Below are 23,733 nucleotides of genomic sequence, written 5' to 3' on the forward strand. Positions count from 1 at the left end.
GTGTCTGGCCCCGTGGGTCAGACGGGACGGCCATCCGGTCGGGCTACCGGTTTCGGGTTTTCAGGCAGCCACCATCATATCCGCCCCAAACCAGCTCTTCAGCCGGTACAAGCGCTGCCGGTAATTCCCCTCCATATCCGTCCCCACCTGCTCGAACACCCGCACGATGCGGTCCAGCTTTTGCCGCTCCGCCGCCGTCCGCACCAGCACCAGCCTGCGCTTGCTGCGCCCATAAGTGGCGCGGATATCCACCACCAGGCAATGTCCCTGGTCAGCCGCCTTCACATCGAGCAGCAAAGCCTCCGCCCGCGTCAGCCGGAACATGGCCGCCAGCTCAATCCGCGCCGCCAGCAAAGGCTGGCTGCTCAGCAAATCCCGCGTCAATAGCGGCAGCAAGGGATCGGCCCAGCCAAACGGCGGCGGCGGCGAGGCAATCCGGTCCAGCGCCTGCTGCGCCTCGGCGCTGCCCTGCGCTGCCGCCTTCTGCAGCCAATACACCGCCCGCACGTCATTGTCCTCGGCGCCGCGGCGCGCCCGCCAGGCATGGATGCCGCATTCGAGCTGCGCTCCGCTATGCCCCATGTCCGCCGCGCGTTCCAGGCAAGCTTGCGCCTCGCTCGCACTGCGCTGGGAAAACTCGGGACGGATATAAATGCGCGACATGGCAAACCAGGCATCGGCCAGCCCCTGTTCGCCAGCTTGGGCCAGCCAGCGCAGCGCGCGCTTGAAGTTGACGGCGCCACGGCTCGATTCCACCCGGTCGCCCTCGCTGTTCATGCGCGCCAGGTCCAGGCCCAGCGCCAGCTGTGCATCACGGTCGCCGCCTTGGGCCGCAAGGGTTCGCAGGTGCAAAAGTTCGTCCTGGTCATCCTGCCCGGCCGCCAGTGCGCGCCAGGCATCCGGCGCAGCGCTCGGTCCGGCCACTGAAGGCGCTATCGGCATTGCAGGAACGGGGGCGACCGCTGTCGCGGCGCTGACGGCCGACCGCGGTACGGGAGCAGCCTCCCGCAACTGGGCCAGAACCTGCGCCGCACCGGGCACCTTGTTCTGGGCGGCTCGCTCGTACCATGGCAAGACCAGGGTGCGCGCTCCTTGCGCCACTTCAAATGGGATATGGGCGCCGATCAGTTGCCAGGCTTCATCCACGCCCTGGGCGGCGGCGCGGCAAAGCCAGTGCAATGCAGTCGGCACATTTTGTGGCAGGCTGGCCCCGCCAAACAGGTAGAGTTTGCCCAATGCCAACTGGGCTGCGGCGTCTCCTGACCGCGCTCCCCTGATAATCACCAGCTCTTCTCGATTCGCCATCGATCCGTCCGGGTCCAAGGAATTAGCAGCTCGTCCAGTTTAGCCGCGCCGCCAGGCAATGGCGCGCGACCTCCGGACTTTTTGATTTATGACAAATGTGACAGCCCGACCTTTCGGCTTCCTTACAGGTCTTTCACTATCTGAGCAGGCTTGCAAGCGTTTCAAAAATACAACAGGGCGGGCCGATTTAGGCGGTTTTAGCACCTTTCTGTGCGGATAAATGACCAAGTCTGGCGAATAGGGCGCTATATGCACTTATCGTATAACCATCGCGGTACCCCGGTTCGACTTATAACAAAGGATGACACATGAAGAAATCGATATTGGCCCTGGCCTTGATGGGCGCGTTCAGCACTGCTGCCTTTGCGCAATCCTCCGTGGTCATTTACGGCACCCTGGATGCAGGCATTACCAAGACCACCAATTCGGCGAACACCGCGCTGTCTGAAGGCAAGCGCGACAACAACAAGCTGGGCTTCCGCGGCGTGGAAGACCTTGGCAGCGGCCTGAAGGCCCTGTTCCAGCTCGAGATCCGCTTTGAGCCGGACACCGGCGTCATTGAAGGCGGCAACCGCCCCCTGTTCCAGGGCCAGAGCCGGGTCGGCCTGCAAGGCGACTTCGGTACCGTGCGCCTGGGCCGCGCCCTGACTGCGCTGCAGGAAACCTCGACCCTGTTCGAACCATGGTCCGGCATGCCGAACCAGGCGGGCTTCCAGACCGACATCATGGTGGCCGGCTACCGCGCGGCACTGCCAGGCAGCGGCTCCGATCCGCTGGGCGTGGCCGGCAACTCCGGCAACCGGTTCGCCAATGGACTCTGGTACAACACCCCTGTATATAACGGCTTCCAGCTGAACCTGAACATCGCCAGCAAGGAAAACAACGGCTTCACGACCGCGCTCGTCGGCCGCGGCACCCCTGCCGCGCCGCAGTACCCGGTCGGCTCGCTGGCCGGCGCCTACCCGTATTCGGTCAGCGCAACTTATTCGGCCCCGGGCACCTTGCCGCAATACTCCTTCTACGTCGGTACCGAACGCAATGCGACCGAAGTGAAATGGCATTCTGTCGGCGCCTATTACCGCCCGATCCCTGCCCTGAAGCTGATGGCCAGCTATGGCAAGCAGGACCTGGGCCACATTGCGGCGACCAACGACACCATCACCGCCTGGATGCTGGGTGCGAACTACACCTATGGCCCGGGCATGTTCCGCTTCGGCTACGGCCAGAAGAACCCGGACGGCCAGGTGAAGACCAAGCAGATCTCGGTGGGCTACGACTACAACCTGTCGCCACGCACCTACCTGTACCTGGACCTGTCGCAGAAGAAGATCCCGCTGGCGACCTCGCCGGCAACCAGCGACGTGAACCAGAACCACTACGCGCTGGGCATTCACCACAACTTCTGATGTTTTATGCTGCTGGAGCGGGCTGCAGCCCGCCCCAGCAGCAGTTCTCATCGGTTAAAATGTCCTCGCCTGCAACATTCGATGTGACATCAACAATGACCGACACCCTGGATTCCGCAATCGTCGCGCAGTACCTGGCCGACAATCCCCACTTCTTCGAAGAACATGCCAACCTGCTTGGCGACGTTCGGCTGTCCAGCCCCCTGACCGGCCGCGCCGTCTCGCTGCAGGAGCGCCAGATGGAAGTCATGCGCGACAAATACAAGGCGCTGGAACTGCGCATGGCCGACCTGACCCGCCACGCCGAAGCCAATGCCGCCATCGCCAACCGCTTCCACAGCTGGAACCAGGCCATCCTGCAGACGCGAGAAGACGCCGCCGTACCGCACGCCGTGGTGCAAGGCCTGATCGACAGCTTCCACGTACCGGCCGCCACCCTGCGCCTGTTCCATGTGGCGCCCGAGTTCGCCGGCGAATGGTTCGCCAGCGGCGTATCGGAAGATGCGCGCCTGTTCGCCAACAGCCTGATGGCCCCTTACTGCGGCAGCAACAACGATTTTGAAGCGGTGCGCTGGCTGGACGATGCCGAGCACATCAAGTCCGCCGTGATCCTGCCGCTGCGCAAGCCGGGCGCCAAGGGCGCCGCCTTCGGCCTGCTGATCATGGGCTCGCCCGATCCTGAACGCTTTACTTCCCTGATGGCGACCGACTTCCTGGTCCACATCGGCGAAACCGCCAGCGTCGCGCTGGCTCCCCTGCTGGCTTAACACCATGACGGGCGGCGGCAAGCTGGAACAGGCCGACGCCTACCTGGCCCACCTGGCCACGCAGCGCAAGCTGTCCGCGCACACGGTCGCCGCTTACGGCCGCGACCTGCGCGAACTGGCCACCCTGTCGGACGGCAAAGCCTGGGACGCCCTCACCCACTTCGACATCCGCCGCTACGCGGCCCAGCTGCATAGCCGGGGCCAGGACGCACGCAGCATTGCGCGCAAGCTGTCCGGCTGGCGCGGCTTCTTTGCCTGGCTGGGCCGGCACGGCACCTTGCCCGCCAACCCGGTGGAAGGGGTGCGCGCACCCAAGCGTGCCAAGACCCTGCCCAAGGCCCTTTCGGTTGACGACGCGGTGCAGCTGGTGGCGCCGAACACGCCCAGTGCGGGTGATGGCGAACCGGCCCGCCTGTGCAACCGCGCCATGTTCGAACTGCTGTATTCGAGCGGCCTGCGCGTCTCCGAGCTGGCGGGCCTGGACCGCGAATTCCGCAAGGCCGGCGATGGCCAGCCCGCCTCGCTGGGCTGGCTGGAACTGGACAACGCGGAAGTGGTGGTCACCGGCAAAGGCAACAAGATGCGCCGCGTGCCTGTCGGCAGCGCCGCCCTCGATGCGCTGAACGCCTGGCTGGCGGTCCGCCCTGCCCCGTCCGATGGCAGCAATGCCCTCTTCGTCAACGAGCGCGGCAAGCGCGTCAGTACGCGCGTTGTGCAACTGCGGCTGAAGGCGCACGGCATCCAGTCGGGCACCCCGGTGCCGGTGCACCCGCACATGCTGCGCCACTCGTTCGCCTCGCACGTGCTGCAATCTTCGGGCGACCTGCGCGCCGTGCAGGAGATGCTGGGCCACGCCAGCATTACCTCGACCCAGGTCTACACGGCCCTTGATTTCCAGCACCTTGCGCTGGTCTATGACAAGGCCCACCCAAGGGCTAAAATAAAATAGCCGGGAACTTGATCCCGCTCAAGTTTGCCCATTTGCCAGCATTTCGGGAATTCCGGCATAATCGACCGATTCCAAACGCAGCGCATACGCGAGTAATACCATGGCAATGATCCCTACTACCATTTTGACCGGCTTCCTCGGCGCCGGCAAAACCACGCTGCTGAACCGCATTCTGCGTGAAGAACACGGCATGAAGATTGCCGTGATCGAAAACGAATTCGGCCAGGAAAATATCGACAACGAAATCCTGGTGCAGGAATCGCGCGAGCAAATTGTGGAAATGAATAACGGCTGCATCTGCTGCACCGTGCGCGGCGACCTGATCGTCGGCCTGAGCGACCTGGCCAAGCGCCGCGCCGCCGGCGAAATCGCGTTCGACCGCGTGGTGATTGAAACCACCGGCCTCGCCAATCCCGGCCCGGTAGCGCAGACCTTTTTCATCGACGAAGAAGTGGGCGCCAACTACCTGCTCGACGCCGTGGTCACGGTGGTCGATGCGCGCCATGCCATGCAGCAGCTGGACGAGCATGAAGAAGCGCAGCGCCAGGTGGGCTTTGCCGACAAGATCCTGCTGTCCAAGACCGACCTGGTGGATGCCGCCGCGGTCGACGCCCTGACCGCCCGCCTGAAGCGCATCAATCCGCGCGCGCCGATCAGCCGCTCCGATTTCGGCAAGGCCCCGCTGACCGAGGTGCTCGACCTGCGCGGCTTCAACCTGAATGAAAAGCTGGAAATCGACCCCGACTTCCTGGCCGAAGACGAACACGACCATGATCACGAACATTGCGGGCATGACCATGAACACGGCCATGTGCACGACGAGCACTGCGGCCATGACCATAGTCACGACCACCATCACGCCCATCACACCGACGATATCGCGGCTTTCGTATTCAAGAGCGAACGCCCGTTTGATCCGGCCAAACTGGACGAGTTCCTGGGCGGTCTCGTTGATGTGTACGGTCCTCGCATGTTGCGTTACAAAGGCGTATTGTTGATGCAGGGCGCAGAAAGGAAAGTTGTATTCCAGGGCGTGCACCAACTGATGGGTAGCGACCTGGGTGCAAAATGGGGCGAAAACGAGACACGGGCAAGCAAAATGGTGTTTATTGGCAAAAATCTCCCAAAAGACATCTTTATTACTGGCCTTGAACAATGTTTGGTATAAACTAAGGCGTTTTTTTTGACGCCACCCAAGCAGAAATTTGAAAACTCTGTCGTATCGAAGGTAAGCGAAGTCATGACAAAAGCAAATAAATCGACCCCCGCCGCAGAAGTCCTGCTCACCGAAGAAGAAATTCTGAAGATGAGCGACAAGGACTATATGAACCCGGCCCAGATGGCGTTTTTCAAGAATAAACTGCAAAACCTTGAAAAAGAATTGTTGAAGAACGCTGGCGAAACCACCGAACACCTGCGCGAAACCGTGCTGGTGCCGGATCCCGCTGACCGCGCCACCATCGAGGAAGAACACGCACTGGAACTGCGTACCCGTGACCGTGAGCGCAAGCTGCTGAAAAAAGTCCAGCAGTCGATCGCCGCCATCGACAATAACGACTATGGTTATTGCGAAGAAACCGGCGAACCGATCGGCATTCCACGCCTGATCGCACGTCCAACGGCTACCCTGTCGCTGGAAGCACAACAGCGCCGCGAGCTGAAACAGAAGCTGTACGGCGACTGATTTGCCACAAATCAAGAAAAAGGCACGCTAAGGCGTGCTTTTTTCTTGCCTACTTTCCTACGGTACGCCCTTATAATTTTCCATTGGGCTACACTAGTGATCCTATGGGACTGTTCCGCATTTTTAGAAAAGGCAAGGTTGACGAAAACGTTATCGAGGACGATGACGTCGATGCTGCACGCCTGGCCGCGAACAGCGAACTGGAGCGTCAGCGTGCGCAACAGTCTGACCTGCAACGCGAAATCGCACGCGCCACCGCCATGAAGATCGACGCCATCGAGGCGGCGATGGCGGCTGACATCTTTAACGAACCGGAACCAGCCTGGGCCCGCAAACCGCGCGCCCTGCAGCCGGCAACCCCTGCCGCCGCCAGCGACGAGGCGACCCTGCCGATGCTGGACCAGTACACCACCGAGCTGCTGGGCGATGAAGACATGCCGCTCGAAGCGGCGGCCGCCGAAAGCGCGCCGATCGTCGAAGAGATCGCCATCCTGTATGCCAACGGCCAGGCGGAAGTCGCCGAGCAGATGCTGCTGGGCAGCCTGCCCGATGCCACGCAAGACCGCACCGTCTGGTGGATGCTGTTCGACCTGTACCAGGTATTGAACAAGCAGGAGTCTTTCGAGAATATTTCGATCGACTACGCCAGCCAGTATGAAACCTCGCCGCCATCCTGGGTTCCGCCCGCTGCGGCGGCCAGCGCGGCCCCGGTGGCCAAGGGCGGCTATGCCGGCGTAGCCCCAACCCTGGGCCTGGCCGGCACGCTGAACGCATCGGTTGCACCCCAGCTGGAGCGGCTCGATGAGATGGACAAGAAGCAGCCGCTGCGCCTGGACTTCTCGCGTGTGAACGGCGTCGAACCGGAAGGCTGCGCCCTGCTGCTGGCGGCCCTGAAAAAGGTGCAGGCAGGCGAGCGCGACCTGATCGTCGTTGGCGCCGCCGAACTGGCCGAACAGGTCCGCGCCATCCTCACCATTGGCAACCGCGATGTCGGCGAAGCGCCCTGGCTGCTCTATCTCGAGCTGCTGCGCCTGCTGAACCGCGAAAAGGATTTCGAAGAATCGTCGATGGATTACTGCGTCACCTTCGAGGTATCGCCGCCGCCATTCGTGGCGCCGAAGAAGGTGGCCAACGCCCCGCGCCAGTCCACGGCCGCCACTTCCGACCGCTTCATGCTGCCGGCAGTGATCGAGGGCGATATCACGACCCTGCTGGGCTCAATCGACCAGTATGCAAGCCAGGCGCAAGCCCTGGTATTCGACTGCAGCCGCCTGGCGCGCATGGAGTTCGGCGCCGCCAGCGCGCTGCAATCCAAGGTGCTGGAATTGTCGGCTGGCGACCGCCGCATCGAATTCCGCGATGTCAATCATCTCGTGGCAGCGCTGATGCGATTGCTGGGGTATGCTGATATGGCGCGGTTGTTCCCGCATAAATATTAAGAACCGGTACCCCAGTGTCAGACCCGCAGAGTCTGACACTCGACACGCGACGGTCGCGGATCGGGTGCCTGACCCTACGGGTCAGGCACCGGTTTACCGGTTTGGAAAGCTTGCAAACAACCAACCCGCCCCCATGTAACACGTTAATCCCAACCCAAAGGCATTAACATGGAACAATTTCACGGCACCACCATCCTGTGCGTGCGTCGCGGCAACGATGTCGCGATCGGCGGCGATGGCCAGGTCACCCTCGGCAACATCGTCATGAAAGGCACCGCCCGCAAGGTGCGCAAGCTGTACCAGAACAAAGTGCTGTGCGGCTTCGCCGGCGGCACCGCCGACGCCTTCACCCTGCTCGACCGCTTCGAAGCCAAGCTGGAAAAACACCAGGGCAACCTGCTGCGCGCCTCGGTCGAAATGGCCAAGGACTGGCGCACCGACCGCGTGCTGCGCCGCCTGGAAGCGATGTTGCTGGTAGCCGATAAAGATTCCACCTTGGTAATCACCGGCAATGGCGACGTGCTGGAACCGGAAGGCGGCATCGGCGCCATCGGCTCCGGTGGCAGCTATGCTCAGTCGGCAGCAAAAGCCCTGATCGAGAACACCGACCTGTCGCCGGTCGACGTCATCAAGAAGTCGCTGACCATCGCCGGCGAGCTGTGCATCTACACCAACCTGAACCACATCATCGAAACCCTGGACCAAGCATGAACATGACCCCTCAAGAAATCGTCGGCGAACTCGACAAGCACGTGGTCGGCCAGGGCAAAGCCAAGAAAGCCGTCGCCATCGCACTGCGCAACCGCTGGCGCCGCCAGCAGGTGGAAGAGCCGCTGCGCCATGAGATCACGCCGAAGAACATCCTGATGATCGGCCCGACCGGTGTCGGCAAGACCGAGATCGCGCGCCGCCTGGCCAAGCTGGCCGATGCGCCCTTCATCAAGGTGGAAGCAACGAAATTCACGGAAGTCGGCTACGTCGGCCGCGACGTGGACACCATCATCCGCGACCTGATCGACATCGGCGTGAAACAGACCCGCCAGTCGGAAATGGCCAAGGTACGCGCCCGCGCCGAAGATGCGGCGGAAGACCGCGTGCTCGACATCCTGCTGCCGCCGCCGCGCGATTTCGGCTTTGCCACGGGCGGCAGCGAGCCGCGCGCCGACGACACCACGCGCCAGACGTTCCGCAAGCGCCTGCGCCAGGGCGAACTCGATGACAAGGAAATCGAGATCGAACTGGCCGAGCAAAGCCCGACCATGGAAATCATGGCGCCGCCGGGCATGGAAGAAATGACGGAACAGATCAAGTCCATGTTCTCGGGCATGGGCAGCGGCCGCAAAAAGGCGCGCAAGGTCAAGATCAAGGAAGCCATGAAATTCCTGCTCGACGAGGAAGCGGCCAAGCTGGTCAACGAAGACGAGATGAAGAAGAAGGCGCTCGCCAACGTGGAGCAGAACGGCATCGTGTTCCTGGACGAAGTGGACAAGATCGCTTCGCGCTCGGAAGTGGGCGGCGCCGACGTCTCGCGCGCCGGCGTGCAGCGCGACCTGCTGCCGCTGGTGGAGGGCACGACCGTCAACACCAAGTACGGCATGGTGCGCACCGACCATATCCTGTTCATTGCCTCGGGCGCCTTCCACCTGGCCAAGCCTTCAGACCTGATCCCTGAGCTGCAGGGCCGCTTCCCGATCCGCGTGGAACTGGAATCGCTGTCGATTGCGGACTTCGAACGTATCCTGACCAGCACCGACGCCTGCCTGACCAAGCAGTACGAGGCCTTGCTGGCGACCGAAGGCGTGCGCCTGGAGTTCGCGCCGGACGGCATCAACCGCCTGGCGGAGATTGCCTTCCAGGTCAACGAGCGTACCGAGAATATCGGCGCGCGCCGCCTGTACACGGTGATGGAAAAACTGCTGGAAGAAATCTCCTTCACAGCCACCGAAACCGGCGACAAGACTGTTACCATTGACGCTGGATATGTCAACCAGCGCCTCGATGCGCTGGCCGTCAACGAAGATTTGTCGCGCTACGTACTGTAAGCAAGGTCATGGCTAACAAGCAGCTGGCAACCCGGCAGAAGATGCGGATTCGCGTCGAACCGTCGCAAAACTTTGGCAAGCCCCGCAATCCGATTGCGGCGCTGGCCAAGGCGCGCGCGGCCGGTCCACACGACAAGAACCGTACCACTGCCGAGCGCCAGTCTGCCAAAAAGCTGATCGACAGAAAACTCAGCGGCTCCGATGACGAATAGTCCGGCCGCCACGCTGCGCGTCGGCGACTGGAGCGTCAACCGCCTGACGGGCGAGCTGGCGCGCGACGGCGCTTGCCTGCGCCTTGAGGAACGCACCCTGCGGCTGCTGACCTTCATGGCCGACCATGCCGGCGAAGTGCTGTCCGCCGACGACCTGCTGACCCATGCCTGGCCTGGTGTCGTGGTCTCTCCCGATTCGCTGTACCAGGCCATCACCCTGCTGCGCCGCCAGCTGGGCGACGATGCGCGCAACCCGAGCTATATTGCCACCGTACCGCGCCGCGGCTACCGCCTTGTGGCGCAAGTCACGCAAGGCGCTGGACTTGCGGAACCCGCCGCGTCGCCCGCCCATGCATCCGAGCCTGCCGCCGGCGGCGTGCCGAATCCCGCGCCCGCGGACTTGCCGCCGCAAGCCCGCCCTCCATTACATGGCCGCCGCGTTGCCATCGTCGCCGGCTTTGCCGCCTTGCTCGCGGCCGGCTTGGTTGCGCTGCCGATCGCGCGCACCAGCAGCACACGCTCCGTGGCCGTGCTGCCCTTCCTCGACCTGACGGACGAGATGAACGAGGAACCGTTCGCCGACGGCATCAGCGAAGAACTGATCGGCAAGTTAAGCAAGCAGCCAGGGCTCTCGGTCGCACCGCCCGGCGCTTCCTATTATTACAAGAACAAGCACGATGCCGCAGCCGAGGCAGCACGCGTACTCAAGGTGGCCTACGTGCTCGATGGCAGCATCCGCCGCTCGGGCGGCGCCTTGCGCATCTCCGCCCGCCTGACCCGCGCCGCCGACGGCTTTGTGGTCTGGTCCGACAGCTACGACCGCACGCCCGGCGACAAGCTCGCCATCCAGGACGAAGTCGCCGGCATCGTCAGCCGCGCCGCGGTGGCAAAGATTCAGTGAGCGCCGCTGTTCATCTGCATCTCCTTCACCGCATCGGTATCGGCCCCCACTGCCGCCTCCAGCTGGATCTGCACCGCAATCTCATCGCCCACCAGGTCCATATAGGCATCCAGGCCAAAGTCTGAACGCTTGATCATGCTGCTGGCGGTAATGCCGACCGATTGCTTGTCGCTGACCCGGTTCATGCCCACCTTGTTGACCTTCATTTGCAGGGCCACCGGCCGCGTTACCCCGGCGACGGTCAAATCGCCGTAGAGCACACCGCTCATGCCGTCCTTGCGTTCAATGCGGGTGCTGCGGAAACGGATTTCCGGCTGCTTGAATAGCGCCATCCAGGACTCGTCGCCTCGGATCTGCTCATTCCAGAGGCCGTCGCCCATATCCAGCATACGCGTCGGCAGGCTGACCATCACGGAAGACTTCGACCAGTCCTCGTGATCGAAGACAAAACTTCCCGGTGCAATCTTGAGCGTGCCCGACACCGGGATAAATCCCTGGTGCTCCAGGTTGAAACTCACTTTCGACAGCTTGCTGACGATGGTGTACGTGACCGGCGCGGCTTGCGCGGCAGTAGCGGCGAAGAATGCGGCGCACAGGGCGGCATGGCGGAACATAAGGACTCCCTTCAAATGGTTGGAGCCCACTTTGTACCGCCCTGCCAGCCCTAAAGTCCTGAAAGCGGCCTGAAAAGTTCTGAATTGCGCTGAATTACCAGACCGGTCCAAGGAAGAGATACAGCGTTTCCTCGCCATGGCGCGTGGCGCCGGCGCCCAGGAACAGCGGACCGAAACGCGTTTCCACCGACAGGAAGGCGCTGCCGGCCTGCTTGAAGGCGCGCCCGCTCGCAGTCGCATCGCGGTCGAAACCGCCACCCGTTTCAAGCGAGAAGCCAGCCCGCATGGTGCCGCCGAAGGCGCTCGGCAGCGCGGCGATGCGCCGCGCCAGCACCAGCCGGCCCAACACAATGGTCGGCCCCTGGATGGAATCGGTCGGTGTTCCTGACAAGCGCAGGAAGCCGCCCAGCGTGACCGGCGAAGCGCCTGTCTGCGCCTTGGCCCACTCCACCGAGACATGGCCGGCCCAGTCGTTCCACAGGAAGGCTTGCAGCGCCGTGGCGCTCCAGTTGGCCGCCGTGCCGACACTCTTGCCGCTGCCCGGCGTCTGTTCGCGGCCGATCGTGATCAGCGTGCCGCGCGTCGGGAAAGCCAGCGAATCGAGCGTATCGACGCGGAAGCGGGCGAATGTCTTCGTGTCGTACACGCGGTCCACCGCGGCCGCCGGGTCCTGCGGGATCAATGGCCGCACCGAATAGGCCTGGCGCGACACGCCAACCGAGAGCTCGCCCCAGTTGCCGAACTGGCGTCCCAGCGCAAAGGAGGCCGCACGGGTACTGTATGACACGCGCGCCGTGCGCCGCTCCCTTTCGAAAATATCGCCGGCGATCCGACCGATCTGCGCCGACGGCATGACGAACCACTGCGATCCCGGTCCAAGCGGTTGCCACCACTGCACGCCAAGCCCGCGCTCATTGCCCAGCCGGCCCTCGGTGCGCAGCTCGCCGCCCCAGTCGTTCAGCGCCGAGCGCACGTGCATTACCTTGATCGCGAAGTTGTTCGAATCGCGGAAGTCGCTGGCCAGCTCCAGGCCGACACGCATGCGGCTGCGCGCCCATTCGGCCTCGGTGGCGCGGATGGTCACGGTGCGTTCGCCTTCCACGTCGTCGATATCGGTTTCCACGCGCGCCATGTCGCCGCGGCCGTACAGCGCCACGGCAGCCTGGCGCACTTGCTCGCGCGTGGTCGGCTGCCCCGGCTCCAGGCCGGACTGTTTGACCAGCACTTCCGGATTCACGTCGCGCACGCCCTGGATCTGCACCTTGGCCAGCTTGACCGGGCGGTCGGTGTCGACCGGCGTGGCCAGCCGCAGGCTTTCCAGGGCGATGTAGTCCTTTTCCGGCACGGCCAGCGCGGCCAGGCGCGGCGCCAGCTCGCGCGCTGCCGCTGCGCCTGCGGCGATGGCTTTTTCATGCGTCGAGAAATCGAGGAAACTGACGCCATCCAGGTTGGGCGCGACCAGGATATCGTCCCTGTGCAATTCGCTGAGCGAGCGCTGCACGTTCTGTTCGGTCAGGATCTGCAGCATCTGGTTGGCCACGCCTAGGGCGCTGTGCAGCTCCTTTTCCGGCGCCAGCGGCGTGCCGACATTGACGGCGATGACGATATCCGCGCCCATGGAGCGCGCCATGTCGACCGGCAGGTTGCGTACCAGGCCGCCGTCCACCACCAGGCGGTCCTTGATGCGCACCGGCGCGAACACGCCCGGCACGGCAAGCGAGGCGCGGATGGTCTGGAACAGGGGCGTGTTGTCGAGGACGACCAGTTCGCCGGTCAACAAGTCGGAGGCGACGGAGCGGAATGGCAGCGGCAACTGGCTGACGGGCAGGTCGCGCGTGCCGCGCGGCAGCAGGCGTTGCAGGGCCATTTCGAGGGCTGCGTTGCTGGCGGCCGCGGGCGGGCCTTGCACGCCCTGGCGGGTGATGCCGAATTCGATGCGGGATGGGATCTGGATGTCTTCGTCACGGCGGCGGAAGTGCAGCTGGTCGCGCGCGGGGCGGTCGGCGACCACGCTGTCCCAGTCGGTGGTCGCGGCCATGGTTTCCAGGTCTTTCACCGAGGCGCCGGCGGCCCAGGCGCCGCCGATCACGCTGCCCATCGAGGTGCCGACGACGATGTCGACGGGGATGTGCATTTCCTGCAGGGTGCGCAGGACGCCGATGTGGGCGAAGCCTCTGGCGCCGCCGCCGCTTAATACCAGGGCTACTTTGGGCCTGGCTAGAACCGGTAAACCAGTGTCAGACCCAAGGGGGCTGACACTTGCCTGCGGCGGCCGCGTCACTTGGGTCTGACCCTTGGGTCTGACCCAGCTTTGCTGGGTTTCATCAGCGCAGGCAAACCCCGCGCAAAGCAACGCGAGGACCAGCCCAAGCCACTTCATCGCGTTGGCGGCGTCCCGCCCATCACGGCCGGCTGCGCCGGCGCCATCTGCACCGGCGGCGGGGTCATTGGCGTCACAGGCTGCGGCAGCGGTACGGCAGGCGGCTCCTGCGGCCCGCCCGGTCCCGGCACCGGTCCCGCCATGCCGCCCGACGAACTCACGCCCTGGTCGCTCGGCAAATCAAGGCGCTTCTGCATGCCGCCTTCCATCAGGATCACAAAGCGCGGCTGCACGTCCTTCACCGTGGTGCCCGGGCCCACTTCCGAACCGACCGGATACGCCTTGGCCGGCTGGTTATCCGCCGAAATGATCGCCACGCTGCCATGGCCGCGCGTATCGGCCACCACGCCCTTCAGCTGGTAGTTGCTGGCCACCGCCACCGCCGTATTCCCGCCAAACAGCCCGCGCGCCGCATCCATGTTCGCTTCCGGCTGCTGCGCCACCGGCACCGCCGCGAGCGGACGCTGCTTCGGCTTGAACAGCTGCATGCCCCAGTAGGCCAGCGAGGCAGACAGCACCGCGACGGCGGCCACACTGCAGATCAAAGGCAAACGTTTCAATTCAATTCTCCAGGTTCAGTGCACCAGCTGGTTGATTTCGATGATCGGCATCAGCACGGCCAGCACGATCAAGAGCACCACCACGCCCATTGCCAGGATCAGCATCGGTTCCAGCAGGCCGGCGATGGTCAGCGTGCGGCGCTCGAGGTCCGATTCCTGCGCGCTCGCCGCGCGGTCCAGCATGGCGGGCAGCTCGCCGGTGATTTCGCCGGCGCGGATCATGTGGATCAGCATCGGCGGGAAGTATTTTTGCGCCGACAGCGAGCGGGCCAGGCTGGCGCCTTCGCGTACCGAGTCGCTGGCTTGCTCCACCAGCTGGCGCATGGCCACATTGGACAGCGTGTCGCGGCTGGTCTCCAGCGCGCGCAGGATCGGCACGCCGGAACCGGTGGTGATGGCCAGCGTGCTGGCAAAGCGCGATGTATTCAGGCTGCGTTCAAACCGCCCGTACAGCGGCGCCGTCAACAGCCAGGTGTGCCAGCGCAGTTTGATTTGCGGGTTCTGCAGCATCTTGCGCACCAGGGCCCCCGCCGCGATCAAGATGCCCAGCACCACAAAGCCGTAACTGCGCACAAAGTCCGAAATCGCCAGCATGATCACCGTCAGCAGCGGCAGCTTCTGCTTGGTGTTGGCGAACACGGAAACGATCTGCGGCACTACGTAGGTGAGCAGGAAGATCACGATCAGGAAGGCCACCACGGTCACGATGGCCGGGTAGGTAAAGGCCAGCTTGACCTTCTGCACCAGCGCATTGCGGCGTTCAATGTAGTCGGCAAGGCGCGACAGCACGCGCGACAGCTGGCCGATCTGCTCGCCGGAAGCGACCAGTGCGCGGTAGATTTCCTGGAAGTCGCGCGGATGGCGCGACAGTGCATCCGACATCGACGAACCGCCCATCACTTCCGAGCGGATCGAGGCCACCAGGTCGCGCACGTAAGGACGCTCGGCCTGCTCCAGCAACGCGGTAAAAGCTTGCTCCAGCGGCAGGCCCGCTTCCAGCAGGCTGGCCAGCTGGCGCGTGAACAATGCCAGTTCGGTGGTGGACAGCTTTTCGCCGAAGCCGCGGCGCGCCGTGGCGCCGCTGGCGTCGACCTGGGCCGAGATGGCGTCGACCTTGATCGGCACCAGGCCCTGCGAGCGCAGGTCGGAGCGCGCGGAGCGGGCACTGTCGGCGTTGACCACGCCTTTCTTGCTGGCGCCTGTCGCATCGACGGCTTCATAACGGAAGGCCGGCATCGCTTAGTCCTTCGTCACGCGCAGCAATTCGGCCGGCGTGGTGACGCCCTGCTGCAACCAACGCTCGCCGTCTTCGCGCATGGTGGTCATGCCCTGCTGCTGGGCGGTGACGCGGATCTCGGCTTCCGAGGTGCGGTCGTGGATCTGGGCGCGGATATGTTCGTCCGTCTGCAGCAGCTCGTAAATGCCGACGCGGCCCTGGTAGCCGGTGTGGCCGCAGTTGTCGCAGCCCACGGCTTTCCACTGCGTGCCATCGAAGCTCTTGCAGACCGGGCACAGCTTGCGCACCAGGCGCTGGGCCAATACGCCGAGCAATGACGACGACAGCAGGAATGGTTCGATACCCATGTCCAGCAAACGGGTCACGGCGGCGGCGGCGTCGTTGGTGTGCAGGGTCGCCAGCACCAGGTGGCCGGTCAGCGATGCCTGCACCGCGATCTGCGCCGTTTCCAGGTCGCGGATCTCGCCGATCATGATGACGTCCGGGTCCTGGCGCAGGATGGCGCGCAGGGCCTTGGCAAAGGTCATGTCGATGCGGGCATTGACCTGGGTCTGGCCTACGCCTTGCAGGTCGTATTCGACCGGATCTTCCACCGTCATGATGTTGGTGGAAGTGTTGTTCAGCATGGACAGCGCGGCGTACAGCGTGGTCGTCTTGCCCGAGCCGGTCGGTCCGGTGACGAGCACGATGCCGTGCGGCTGGTTGATCAGGCTATTGAACTGCCCCATCATCTTTTCGCTCATGCCCAGGTGGGACAGGTCGAGGCGGCCCGCTTCCTTGTCCAGCAGACGAAGCACGGCGCGTTCGCCGTGGCCGGTCGGCAGTGTCGAGACGCGCACGTCCACCGGCTTGCCGCCCACGCGCAGGGTGATGCGGCCATCCTGCGGCAGGCGCTTCTCGGCGATGTCCAGCTGCGCCATGATCTTGATACGCGAAATCAGCGAACCGTGGATCGCCTTGCGCGGACGCACCACGTCGCGCAGCGCGCCGTCGACGCGGAAGCGCACCACGGAAGTCTGTTCGAACGGTTCGATGTGGATGTCCGATGCGCCGTCGCGCAGGGCTTGCGTCAGCAGCGCGTTGATCATGCGGATCACGGGCGCGTCGTCGGACGATTCCAGCAAGTCCTCGATAGCCGGCACGTCCTGCAGCAGCTTGGTCAGGTCCAGGTCGGAATCGAATTCTTCCGCCACCTGCGACGCGTCGCCGGAGGCGCTGGCGTATGCGCTGGCAATCGCCGCTTCGAGGTCGGCGCGCGACATGTGCTTGAGGTTGATGCGGCCGAAGCGGCGCGACACTTCCGCGATGGCGGAGGCGGGCGTAGCGGCCGACATCATCACGTCGACCGCGTGCTCGGCTTCGGCGCTGGGCTGGGCCAGCACCAGGAAGTCGCGCGCGAAGGCGTAGGGCAGGAGGTTCGTCATTGCTGCTGCTGTTTCTGTTCAGGCACGGTTGGAGCTGCAGGTGGTACCGGGCGTGCCAATTGGCCGCTGCCGGTTGGCTGGCCATTCTGCAGCACCGGCAGCATCGGCGCTCCCAGGTTCTGCACGGTGATGCTCGGCTCCGGCGCGGCCGCTTCCTGGGTCGCGCGCATGTAGTCGTAGCGGTCGGCGGTCAGGCTCATGCCCTGCTCGCGGTTGCGCACCACTACTGGGCGCAGGAACACCATCAGGTTGGTTTTCTTGCGGTTGCGCTTCTGGTATTTGAACAGGTTGCCGATCAGCGGGATATCGCCCAGACCCGGCACTTTTTCCACGCCGTCGCTGGAGTCGTCCTGGATCAGGCCACCCAGCACCAGGATCTGGCCGTCGTCGGCGATGATATTGGTTTCGATGGTGCGGTTCTTCAGGATCAGGCCATTCGTGTTTTGCGCCACCGAAGTGTCGATGCTCGAGCTCTCGTTGTAGATGGCCAGCTTGATGGTGCCGCCTTCGGAAATCTGCGGGCGCACTTTCAGCGTAATGCCGATGTCCTTGCGGTCGACGGTAGTGAACGGATTGCTGCTGGAACCGGAGGTGGTGGTAAAGGAGCCGGTCACGATCGGCACGTTCTGGCCGACCTTGATGGTCGCCACTTCGTTATCCAGCGTCAGCATGTTCGGCGTCGACAGGATATTGCTGTCGTCGTCCGCACCCAGCGCATGCGCCACGGCGCCCAGGCCCAGTTTGCCGTTCGCCAGCTGCTTGAAGATACCCAGGGTCAGGCCCGAGCCCGGCGCTTCGGCACCGGTCACGCCGTTGGCGAAGCCTTCCAGGTTGACCAGGCTATTGGCGCCGCCCACATTGTTGTAGGTGGTGGCGCCGCCGACACGGTAGGTGCGGCCGCTGCCTTGCAGGCCCGCCCATTGCACGCCGAACTCGGACAGCTTGGCGGCATTGACTTCGACGATCATCGATTCGATGTAGACCTGTGCACGGCGCACGTCCAGCTGGTCGATCACGGCGCGCAGGTTGCGGTAGACGGCTTCCGGCGCGGTGATGATCAAGGTGTTGGTGGTGGCGTCGGCCTGGATAAATCCACCCTGAGTGCTGAATGGACTGGACTGCGAGCCGCTGCGGCTGCCGCTTTGCAGGGCAGGATTCGTCGGGCCGTTCTGGCCGGTGCCCGATTGCGACGACTGGCCCATGCCAGTCTGGCTGGCCGGGTTGTTTCCGATGCCGCCAGCCTGGGAAGAAAGGCTGCCACTGCCTGACTGGCTGTTCGAGCTGCTGCCGCCGTCGCCCGACACCACGGAGCGCAGGGTTTCGGCCAGCTTGGTCGCCTCGGCGTTCTTCAGGTAGACCACATGCACATTGCCTGCCTGCTGGGTCGGCTGGTCCAGTTTCGCGATCAGGGACTTGGCCAGGTTGGCGCGCGCTGCCGACGGCGCACGCACCACCAGCGAGTTGGTGCGCGGGTCCGGCACCAGGTTCACGCGGCCGGAATCGCCGCCGGCGCCCGGTTCCATCAGCTTGTTGATCATGGCCGCCAGGTCGCTGGCGATGGCGTAGCGCACCGGCACCACGTCCATGTCGGCCGACGACGGGGCGTCGAGCGAAGCGATGATCTTGGCCAGGCGCTTCAGGTTGTCCGAATAATCGGTGATGACCAGGGTGTTGTTGCCCGGGTTGGCGTTGATGGTGTTGTTCGGCGTGATCAGCGGGCGCAGCACGGTGACCAGGTTGGCCGAGTTTTCATGGTTCAGGTGGAAGATCTGGGTCACCACCTGGTCGCCCTGCGGGTTTTTCTGGCCGCCGATCACGGTCGGCGAAGCCTGCAGCTTGGCTTCCGCTTCCGGCACCACCTTGGCGTAGCCGTCGCCGCTGACGATAGCATAGCCTTGCAGGCGCAGCGCGGAGGCCAGCAACTGGAAGGCTTGCGATTTGCTGATCGATTTTTCCGACACCAGGGTCAGCGTGCCCTTGACGCGCGGGTCGATCAGGAAGGTGATGTTGGTGTAGTGGCCGACGGCCTTGATCACCGATTCGATGTCGGCGCCGACGAAATTCAGCGCGGCTTCGTCATTGGGCTGGGCCCAGGCCGTGACCGGCGCGGCGGCGGGCGCCAGCGCGCAGCACAGCAGCGCCGCGGCGCTCAGGCGGCGCAGTGCCGGGAAGGAGGATGGGCTTGCAGTGTGTTTTTTCATTATCGGAACTCTAGTGCAATGACGTTTTTACCGCTATTCGGCTTCGGCTGGCCCAGCATGCTTAAAAGGGTGCCCAGCTGGTCTTCAAATCCTGCTGCTGCTTGCGCCTGGCCGGAAAACTGCAACCGGCCATGCTCGAACTTTCCTGCGCCGCTTAACAGCAGCGGTCCGCGCTGCGAATTCAGCGCCAGCGCGGCTTGCTGGCCCTTCCAGTCGAACGCCAGCTGGTAGCTGCCCAAAGGCTTCACCGGCGACATGCGCGACGACATCTCCTGCAATTCCAGCGTGGTGCGGCCATGCAGCGAGACCGCCTGCCCTTCGCGCACCAGCTGCAGCGAAGACCAGGACAGTTTCACACGGCCGCTGGGCGCCAGTGTATTCAGCGGCGCACCCAGACCTGCCAGCCCCTCGGCCGGCAGCATCAGGGCCGCCGGGCTGACATCCCAGCTGCTCAAGCCGCCGCGCAGCGTGACCGGCTGCGTCAGCGCATCCGGGTTCTCCAGCTGCATGTTCACGCTGCCGAACAGGATCAGCGGCGACAGGCGCCAGCTGAAACGTCCCGGCAGCAGCGGCGTCACCGCGCCATCCTTGCTGGCGGCGCCGCCGATGAAGGCGGAACCGCGCCACAGCGTACCCTGCGCATCACCCAGGGTCAAACGTCCGCCGCTCTGGCTTTCGACAATCTGTCCCATCCAGCTGGCCGGCAGGCAGACCAGCACGGTCACGCCCGCGCTGAGCACAATCGCCAGCAACCACAAACCGAAGCGCTTCATTGACCTGCGGACTCCTGGCGCAGCGTCAGGTTGGCATCCACCTGTCCCGCCGGGCCTTGCTGCGTCACGCTGCCTTCCTGCACCGTCACCCGCTGTTCGCGGCGCATCGCATCCAGCCAGGTCACCAGGCCGGCAAACGGCACGCCCTTGAATTCCACTTTAATGTAATCGCCCGTGACCGCCAGGTTTTGCGTGGTCAGGCCCATGGACTGCAGCCGCGCCGCCACACCATCCTTGGACAGGGGCTGCGGCTGCACCGCCGGCTGCGCGGCCAGCTGGGCCGCTTCCCCCGCCAGCGCCTGCATTTCCGCCAGTTGCTGGTTCATCTGCGGCAGCTCTTTTTCCAGCTTGCCGCGGCCGGTGAGCGCCGGGTCGATCAGCACGCCCCAGACCAGGCCGAGGGCCAGCACGGCGCCGCCGATGGAGAGCATGCGCTGTTCCTGCTCGGTGCGTACGCTCCACCAGGCCGCAGCATTGGCGCGGTAAGCGTTGATGGTGTCGTTCAGGCCAGCCATTATTTGCCCCCCGCTTTCACCATCCACACACCCGGGCCAGTCTCGCTGGCGCTCAGCTTGCGCTGCGCCAGCGCGGACTGCACCTGCGCCAGCGCGTTGGCGTCCACGCTATTCGGCTTGAACTTGATGGTCATGCTGCGTTCCTTGTACTCGATGCCGGCCAACGCTTCGCGGTTCGGCAGCACGGACAGCGCCTCGCCCACGGCGGCGCTCATATTGGTGAATTCATTGCTCGCGCCACCGCCGCCGGCGGCAGCACGGGCGCGGGCGATGTTCTGCCGCATCTGGTCGGCTGGGTCGCCGATCATCGGCTGGTTCGGATAGGCGGAACGGAACACCTGCGTCATGTTCTGGCGCACGGCGTCCGCTTCGCGCTTGAGGCGCAGCCATTCCCAGTTCATGCCGACGATGTTGACCAGCACGGCCGCGACGGCGATGCGCAGCGGCCATTTCCAGCGCTGCCATGCACGCGCCGAGGCGCCCGTCACTGCGCCCAGGCCGGCGGCCAGGTCGAACGACACCGCTTTCGCGGCGGCGACGCGGTGCGCCCAGTGATCTTCTTCCAGCGTGATGCCGGGCACGTGGCTGGCCGCGGCGGCGTATTCGGCATGCTGGGCCGGCGCAACGTACAGCGTGACCGGCGCCTCGCCCGCCAGTGCACGCAAAGTGTGCAGTGCGGATTCGGGCGCGTTCGGCAGGGTCAGGCCCAGACCTTCATACGGTGCGCTGCGCAAGGTCAGTTCAAGGCCGGCGTCATCCAGGCCCAGGGCGGCGGAAACGCTGCCCGGCGCCAGCGGCAGGCACAGTTGCACCGGCAGCGCCGACACCCCATGCGCGCCTTGCGCCACCAGGGCCTTGACCAGCACTTCCAGCCAGGCGCGGTTGGCCACAGCCACCACGCGCTCGTCGCTGTCGCCGCTGGCGGGAGCGAGGGCCAGCGCACAGTCGGCCGGGTCGCCCAGCACTTGTTCTTCCACCAGGTTGGGCAGGGCCGCCTTCAGCTTGGCGCCCGACAGCGGCGGCACTTTGACTTTCAGCAGCGAGACATCGGCGGCCGCCAGCAGCAGCACCACGCGGCGCGCGGACGACACCAGTTCACCCAGGTTGCCCAGCGCACCGGCGCCCTGCTGCATCACATTGCCGCCATCGCCCACCAGCGCAAACTGGCAGCTGGACGGCACGCCGTTGTCGGCGGCTGCGGCGCGGGCCGGATACCGAATGTAGAGTGTTGTCAAAGCTTGCCTTCCCTATTCCTTAAAATTCCCGTATCCACACTACTTTCGACCCTGCCGCCTCGCGCTGGATCAGCGACCAGGATGTCAGCTGCGCGCGGTCCAGGCGCACCCGGCTCCACACCAGGAAATAATCGCTGCGCACGGCCAGGTCGCTATCCTGCAGCAAGGGCTGCTTGCCCGACAGGAAGGCCTTGAAGTTGGCCACGTCCGTGAACGGCGAGCGCTTGCGCGAAACGACCAGGTTCTGCCCTTCCGACACCGAGCCGTTGATCAGCGCCCCCAGTACTTCCGCCGACGCCGTGTTGACGTTGAGCGGCGTCTGTTTCGGCAGGACGATCACAAACTCCCGCAGCCTTTCGATGGCTTTCTGGTCGAAGCCCGCCACCGACAGCAAATCCTCCACCCGCAATATCTTCATCGGCTGGCCGCCGCCCGGCGGCACTGGCTCGACATCCGGCGACGGCTGCACGCCTTGCTGCACCATCCCGGCGCCTTCACCGCGCACCACCTGCACCGCGACGGCCTTGGCCAGCGACTGGTCAAGTTGCAAGATTTGCAGCAGGCGTGCGAAGACGGCCAATTGCCGCTTGTTGATGCCGCCGCCCGCAGCCGTACTGGCCAGATTCGCAAGATTGTAGCGCGATTGCGCATCGAAATTCTGCCCGGAAAGGGTGGCATCGTACTTTTCGCCCTCGATCCGCTCGTGTTTTACCAGGTCGTCCAGCCGGGTATCGGCCAGCGGTGTGGCCCAGGTGTCGTCGGCGCGCGTCTGGGTGGGGTTGTTGCGCATCTCTTCGCGCAGGAAAAACCTTGAAAAATCAAGGCCGGCGCGCAGCATCCAGCGCGTCTGGAAATGCAGGCGCTGGTTTTCAATCGAGCGCACCTGCACCTGCTGCTGCCAGAACAGGCTGGCCACGATCGTCACGGCCAGGGTGGTGAGCAGTAGTGCCGTAACAACAGCTACCCCGCGCTGGCGGACAGGAAGGCCCCGTTTCATACGGCCCCCAACAGGAATACCTTGGTCAGCGGCGTAGGCTGGCCCTGGATTTGCAGCGAAACTTCCAGCCCGGTCGACCCTTCGGCGCGCTGGACCTGGCCTGGCGGCGTGACGGTGCCGGGCGGATTGCCTCCGGTGCCCGGGTTCGGCGTGCCTTTGCCCTGGCAGGCGCGCGGGTCGGGATCGGCGCAGGCCGGGGCGCCGCCATCCTGCGGCACGGCAATCGAGGTCGAAGAATTCTGCGGCTGCTTCCAGCCGCCGCCCTCCCACACCCGCACCTGCATGCTGTCGACGCCGGAATACAAGCCCACAGTCGCTTGCGCGCCGGCCTGGCCGATGGCCGCCTGCCATAAGGAATCGAGCTGCCCCAGGTCGCGCGTGAGCGACGACTCGCTGCGCGACAGTACGCCGTCGCGAATGACATAGCTAATCACCTGCAATTGCGATGGGGCGTTTTCTGGCAATACGGTACGAATGAAAATCAGGCGGTTGTTATCGGCCATGATGTTCTGGTGCTCGCGCAGCAGCGGCTTGTCGGCGATCTGCTCCAGGTCACTTTGCAGCTGGGCGAACGTGAGCTGCAGGCCGCGTGTCTGCTCCATGGCCTGGGTCAACTGCTCGCGCGAACGCACGATGGTGTCCAGGCCGCGCCAGCCCATGACGGCGACAATGGCCATCACCGTGATCGCCACCAGCAGTTCGATGAGAGTAAAGCCGCGCGTGTTCTTCATTCCTGCAGCACCATTTGCGACAGCGTGGCGATGCGCCGTTCGGGCGCGCTGGCTTCATACACGGTGACGTCGACTTCACGCAGGCGCGGATTCTGCGTCGGGATCACTTCTTCCTCGCAGATCAGGTGCAGGTCCGCTTGCGGGCATTCGAAGCTGGTCTTGCCGGTGGCCGGCCAGCTCTTGGCGAGGCGAATCTGCACCAGCCTGTTTTCGGCCGACCATGTGGCCATCATATTGGTGCGCAGGCTGTCGCTGTTCTGGGTCAGGCTGCCCATGGCGCGCAAGGCTGCGCCGAGCGCCGTGCCGACAATCAGCAGCGCCACCAGCACTTCCAGCAAGGTAAAGCCTCGTTGCCGCATTC

Annotated in this window: 23 protein-coding genes; 10 read left to right on the forward strand and 13 right to left on the reverse strand. The window is 64.4% G+C overall.

Annotated elements, in window-relative coordinates; all coding sequences use genetic code 11:
* Positions 1-60: 60 nt before the first annotated feature.
* Positions 61-1,305, reverse strand: a complete 1,245-nt coding sequence (locus GM658_RS04160) for an SEL1-like repeat protein (RefSeq protein ID WP_155452732.1) — start codon at positions 1,303-1,305, stop codon at positions 61-63.
* 308 nt (positions 1,306-1,613) lie between these two features.
* On the opposite strand from GM658_RS04160, the gene GM658_RS04165 reads away from it, so the two are divergent.
* From GM658_RS04165 to GM658_RS04210, 10 genes are all read left to right on the forward strand, one after another.
* Complete coding sequence (locus tag GM658_RS04165) at positions 1,614-2,711, forward strand: porin (protein ID WP_155452733.1); 1,098 nt, start codon at positions 1,614-1,616, stop codon at positions 2,709-2,711.
* 95 nt (positions 2,712-2,806) lie between these two features.
* Positions 2,807-3,478: a DUF484 family protein gene (locus GM658_RS04170; RefSeq protein WP_155452734.1), complete on the forward strand. Its 672-nt coding sequence runs from the start codon at positions 2,807-2,809 to the stop codon at positions 3,476-3,478.
* Between the two features lie 4 nt (positions 3,479-3,482).
* Positions 3,483-4,427 carry a tyrosine recombinase XerC gene (locus GM658_RS04175; protein WP_155452735.1) on the forward strand — a complete coding sequence of 315 codons (945 nt, stop codon included), beginning with the start codon at positions 3,483-3,485 and terminating at the stop codon, positions 4,425-4,427.
* A 100-nt stretch (positions 4,428-4,527) separates the two neighbouring features.
* Positions 4,528-5,595 (forward strand): CobW family GTP-binding protein, encoded by a 1,068-nt coding sequence (locus tag GM658_RS04180; protein WP_155452736.1) that lies wholly within the window; start codon positions 4,528-4,530, stop codon positions 5,593-5,595.
* Between the two features lie 72 nt (positions 5,596-5,667).
* A complete protein-coding gene (gene dksA, locus GM658_RS04185; RefSeq protein ID WP_057265949.1) occupies positions 5,668-6,111 on the forward strand; it encodes an RNA polymerase-binding protein DksA in 444 nt (147 codons plus the stop codon).
* A 104-nt stretch (positions 6,112-6,215) separates the two neighbouring features.
* Positions 6,216-7,550 (forward strand): STAS domain-containing protein, encoded by a 1,335-nt coding sequence (locus GM658_RS04190; protein WP_155452737.1) that lies wholly within the window; start codon positions 6,216-6,218, stop codon positions 7,548-7,550.
* A gap of 168 nt (positions 7,551-7,718) precedes the next feature.
* A complete protein-coding gene (hslV, locus tag GM658_RS04195; RefSeq protein WP_155452738.1) occupies positions 7,719-8,261 on the forward strand; it encodes an ATP-dependent protease subunit HslV in 543 nt (180 codons plus the stop codon).
* Complete coding sequence (gene hslU / locus GM658_RS04200) at positions 8,258-9,592, forward strand: ATP-dependent protease ATPase subunit HslU (RefSeq protein ID WP_155452739.1); 1,335 nt, start codon at positions 8,258-8,260, stop codon at positions 9,590-9,592. The genes hslV and hslU overlap by 4 nt, the downstream gene beginning before the upstream one ends.
* An 8-nt stretch (positions 9,593-9,600) precedes the next feature.
* On the forward strand, positions 9,601-9,804 hold the full coding sequence (locus tag GM658_RS04205; RefSeq protein WP_155452740.1) for a hypothetical protein: 204 nt from the start codon (positions 9,601-9,603) through the stop codon (positions 9,802-9,804).
* Positions 9,794-10,705, forward strand: coding sequence for a winged helix-turn-helix domain-containing protein (locus tag GM658_RS04210; protein ID WP_155452741.1), 912 nt, complete (start codon positions 9,794-9,796; stop codon positions 10,703-10,705). The genes GM658_RS04205 and GM658_RS04210 overlap by 11 nt, the downstream gene beginning before the upstream one ends.
* Here GM658_RS04210 and GM658_RS04215 read toward each other — a convergent pair.
* The 12 genes from GM658_RS04215 to gspI all read right to left on the reverse strand — a co-directional run bounded on the left by GM658_RS04215 (position 10,699) and on the right by gspI (position 23,731).
* Positions 10,699-11,319, reverse strand: a complete 621-nt coding sequence (locus tag GM658_RS04215) for a YceI family protein (protein WP_170298655.1) — start codon at positions 11,317-11,319, stop codon at positions 10,699-10,701. The two genes, GM658_RS04210 and GM658_RS04215, sit on opposite strands and share 7 nt — an antisense overlap.
* Before the next feature lie 94 nt (positions 11,320-11,413).
* Positions 11,414-13,699, reverse strand: coding sequence for a patatin-like phospholipase family protein (locus tag GM658_RS04220; RefSeq protein WP_155452743.1), 2,286 nt, complete (start codon positions 13,697-13,699; stop codon positions 11,414-11,416).
* Positions 13,696-14,259, reverse strand: a complete 564-nt coding sequence (locus tag GM658_RS04225; RefSeq protein WP_155452744.1) for a type II secretion system protein N — start codon at positions 14,257-14,259, stop codon at positions 13,696-13,698. The genes GM658_RS04220 and GM658_RS04225 overlap by 4 nt, the downstream gene beginning before the upstream one ends.
* 15 nt (positions 14,260-14,274) lie before the next feature.
* A complete protein-coding gene (gene gspF, locus GM658_RS04230) occupies positions 14,275-15,495 on the reverse strand; it encodes a type II secretion system inner membrane protein GspF (RefSeq protein ID WP_155452745.1) in 1,221 nt (406 codons plus the stop codon).
* A gap of 3 nt (positions 15,496-15,498) precedes the next feature.
* Entirely contained in the window at positions 15,499-16,920 is a 1,422-nt protein-coding gene (gspE, locus tag GM658_RS04235; RefSeq protein WP_155452746.1) for a type II secretion system ATPase GspE, read from the reverse strand.
* Entirely contained in the window at positions 16,917-19,121 is a 2,205-nt protein-coding gene (gene gspD, locus GM658_RS04240; RefSeq protein WP_155452747.1) for a type II secretion system secretin GspD, read from the reverse strand. The genes gspE and gspD overlap by 4 nt, the downstream gene beginning before the upstream one ends.
* Entirely contained in the window at positions 19,121-19,894 is a 774-nt protein-coding gene (locus tag GM658_RS04245) for a type II secretion system protein N (protein ID WP_155452748.1), read from the reverse strand. The genes gspD and GM658_RS04245 overlap by 1 nt, the downstream gene beginning before the upstream one ends.
* On the reverse strand, positions 19,891-20,409 hold the full coding sequence (locus GM658_RS04250; RefSeq protein ID WP_155452749.1) for a type II secretion system protein M: 519 nt from the start codon (positions 20,407-20,409) through the stop codon (positions 19,891-19,893). The genes GM658_RS04245 and GM658_RS04250 overlap by 4 nt, the downstream gene beginning before the upstream one ends.
* Positions 20,409-21,644 (reverse strand): type II secretion system protein GspL, encoded by a 1,236-nt coding sequence (gene gspL, locus GM658_RS04255; RefSeq protein WP_155452750.1) that lies wholly within the window; start codon positions 21,642-21,644, stop codon positions 20,409-20,411. Before gspL ends, GM658_RS04250 begins: the two co-directional genes overlap by 1 nt.
* A 19-nt stretch (positions 21,645-21,663) precedes the next feature.
* Positions 21,664-22,641 carry a type II secretion system minor pseudopilin GspK gene (gspK, locus tag GM658_RS04260; RefSeq protein WP_155452751.1) on the reverse strand — a complete coding sequence of 326 codons (978 nt, stop codon included), beginning with the start codon at positions 22,639-22,641 and terminating at the stop codon, positions 21,664-21,666.
* Complete coding sequence (locus GM658_RS04265; RefSeq protein WP_155452752.1) at positions 22,638-23,372, reverse strand: PulJ/GspJ family protein; 735 nt, start codon at positions 23,370-23,372, stop codon at positions 22,638-22,640. Before GM658_RS04265 ends, gspK begins: the two co-directional genes overlap by 4 nt.
* The gene (gene gspI / locus GM658_RS04270; RefSeq protein ID WP_155452753.1) at positions 23,369-23,731 is read right to left on the reverse strand and encodes a type II secretion system minor pseudopilin GspI; all 363 of its coding nucleotides are present in this window, start codon (positions 23,729-23,731) and stop codon (positions 23,369-23,371) included. The genes GM658_RS04265 and gspI overlap by 4 nt, the downstream gene beginning before the upstream one ends.
* Positions 23,732-23,733 lie beyond the last annotated feature (2 nt).

It is taken from the genome of Massilia eburnea, from assembly GCF_009720745.1.
Lineage (GTDB): Bacteria > Pseudomonadota > Gammaproteobacteria > Burkholderiales > Burkholderiaceae_D > Rugamonas > Rugamonas eburnea.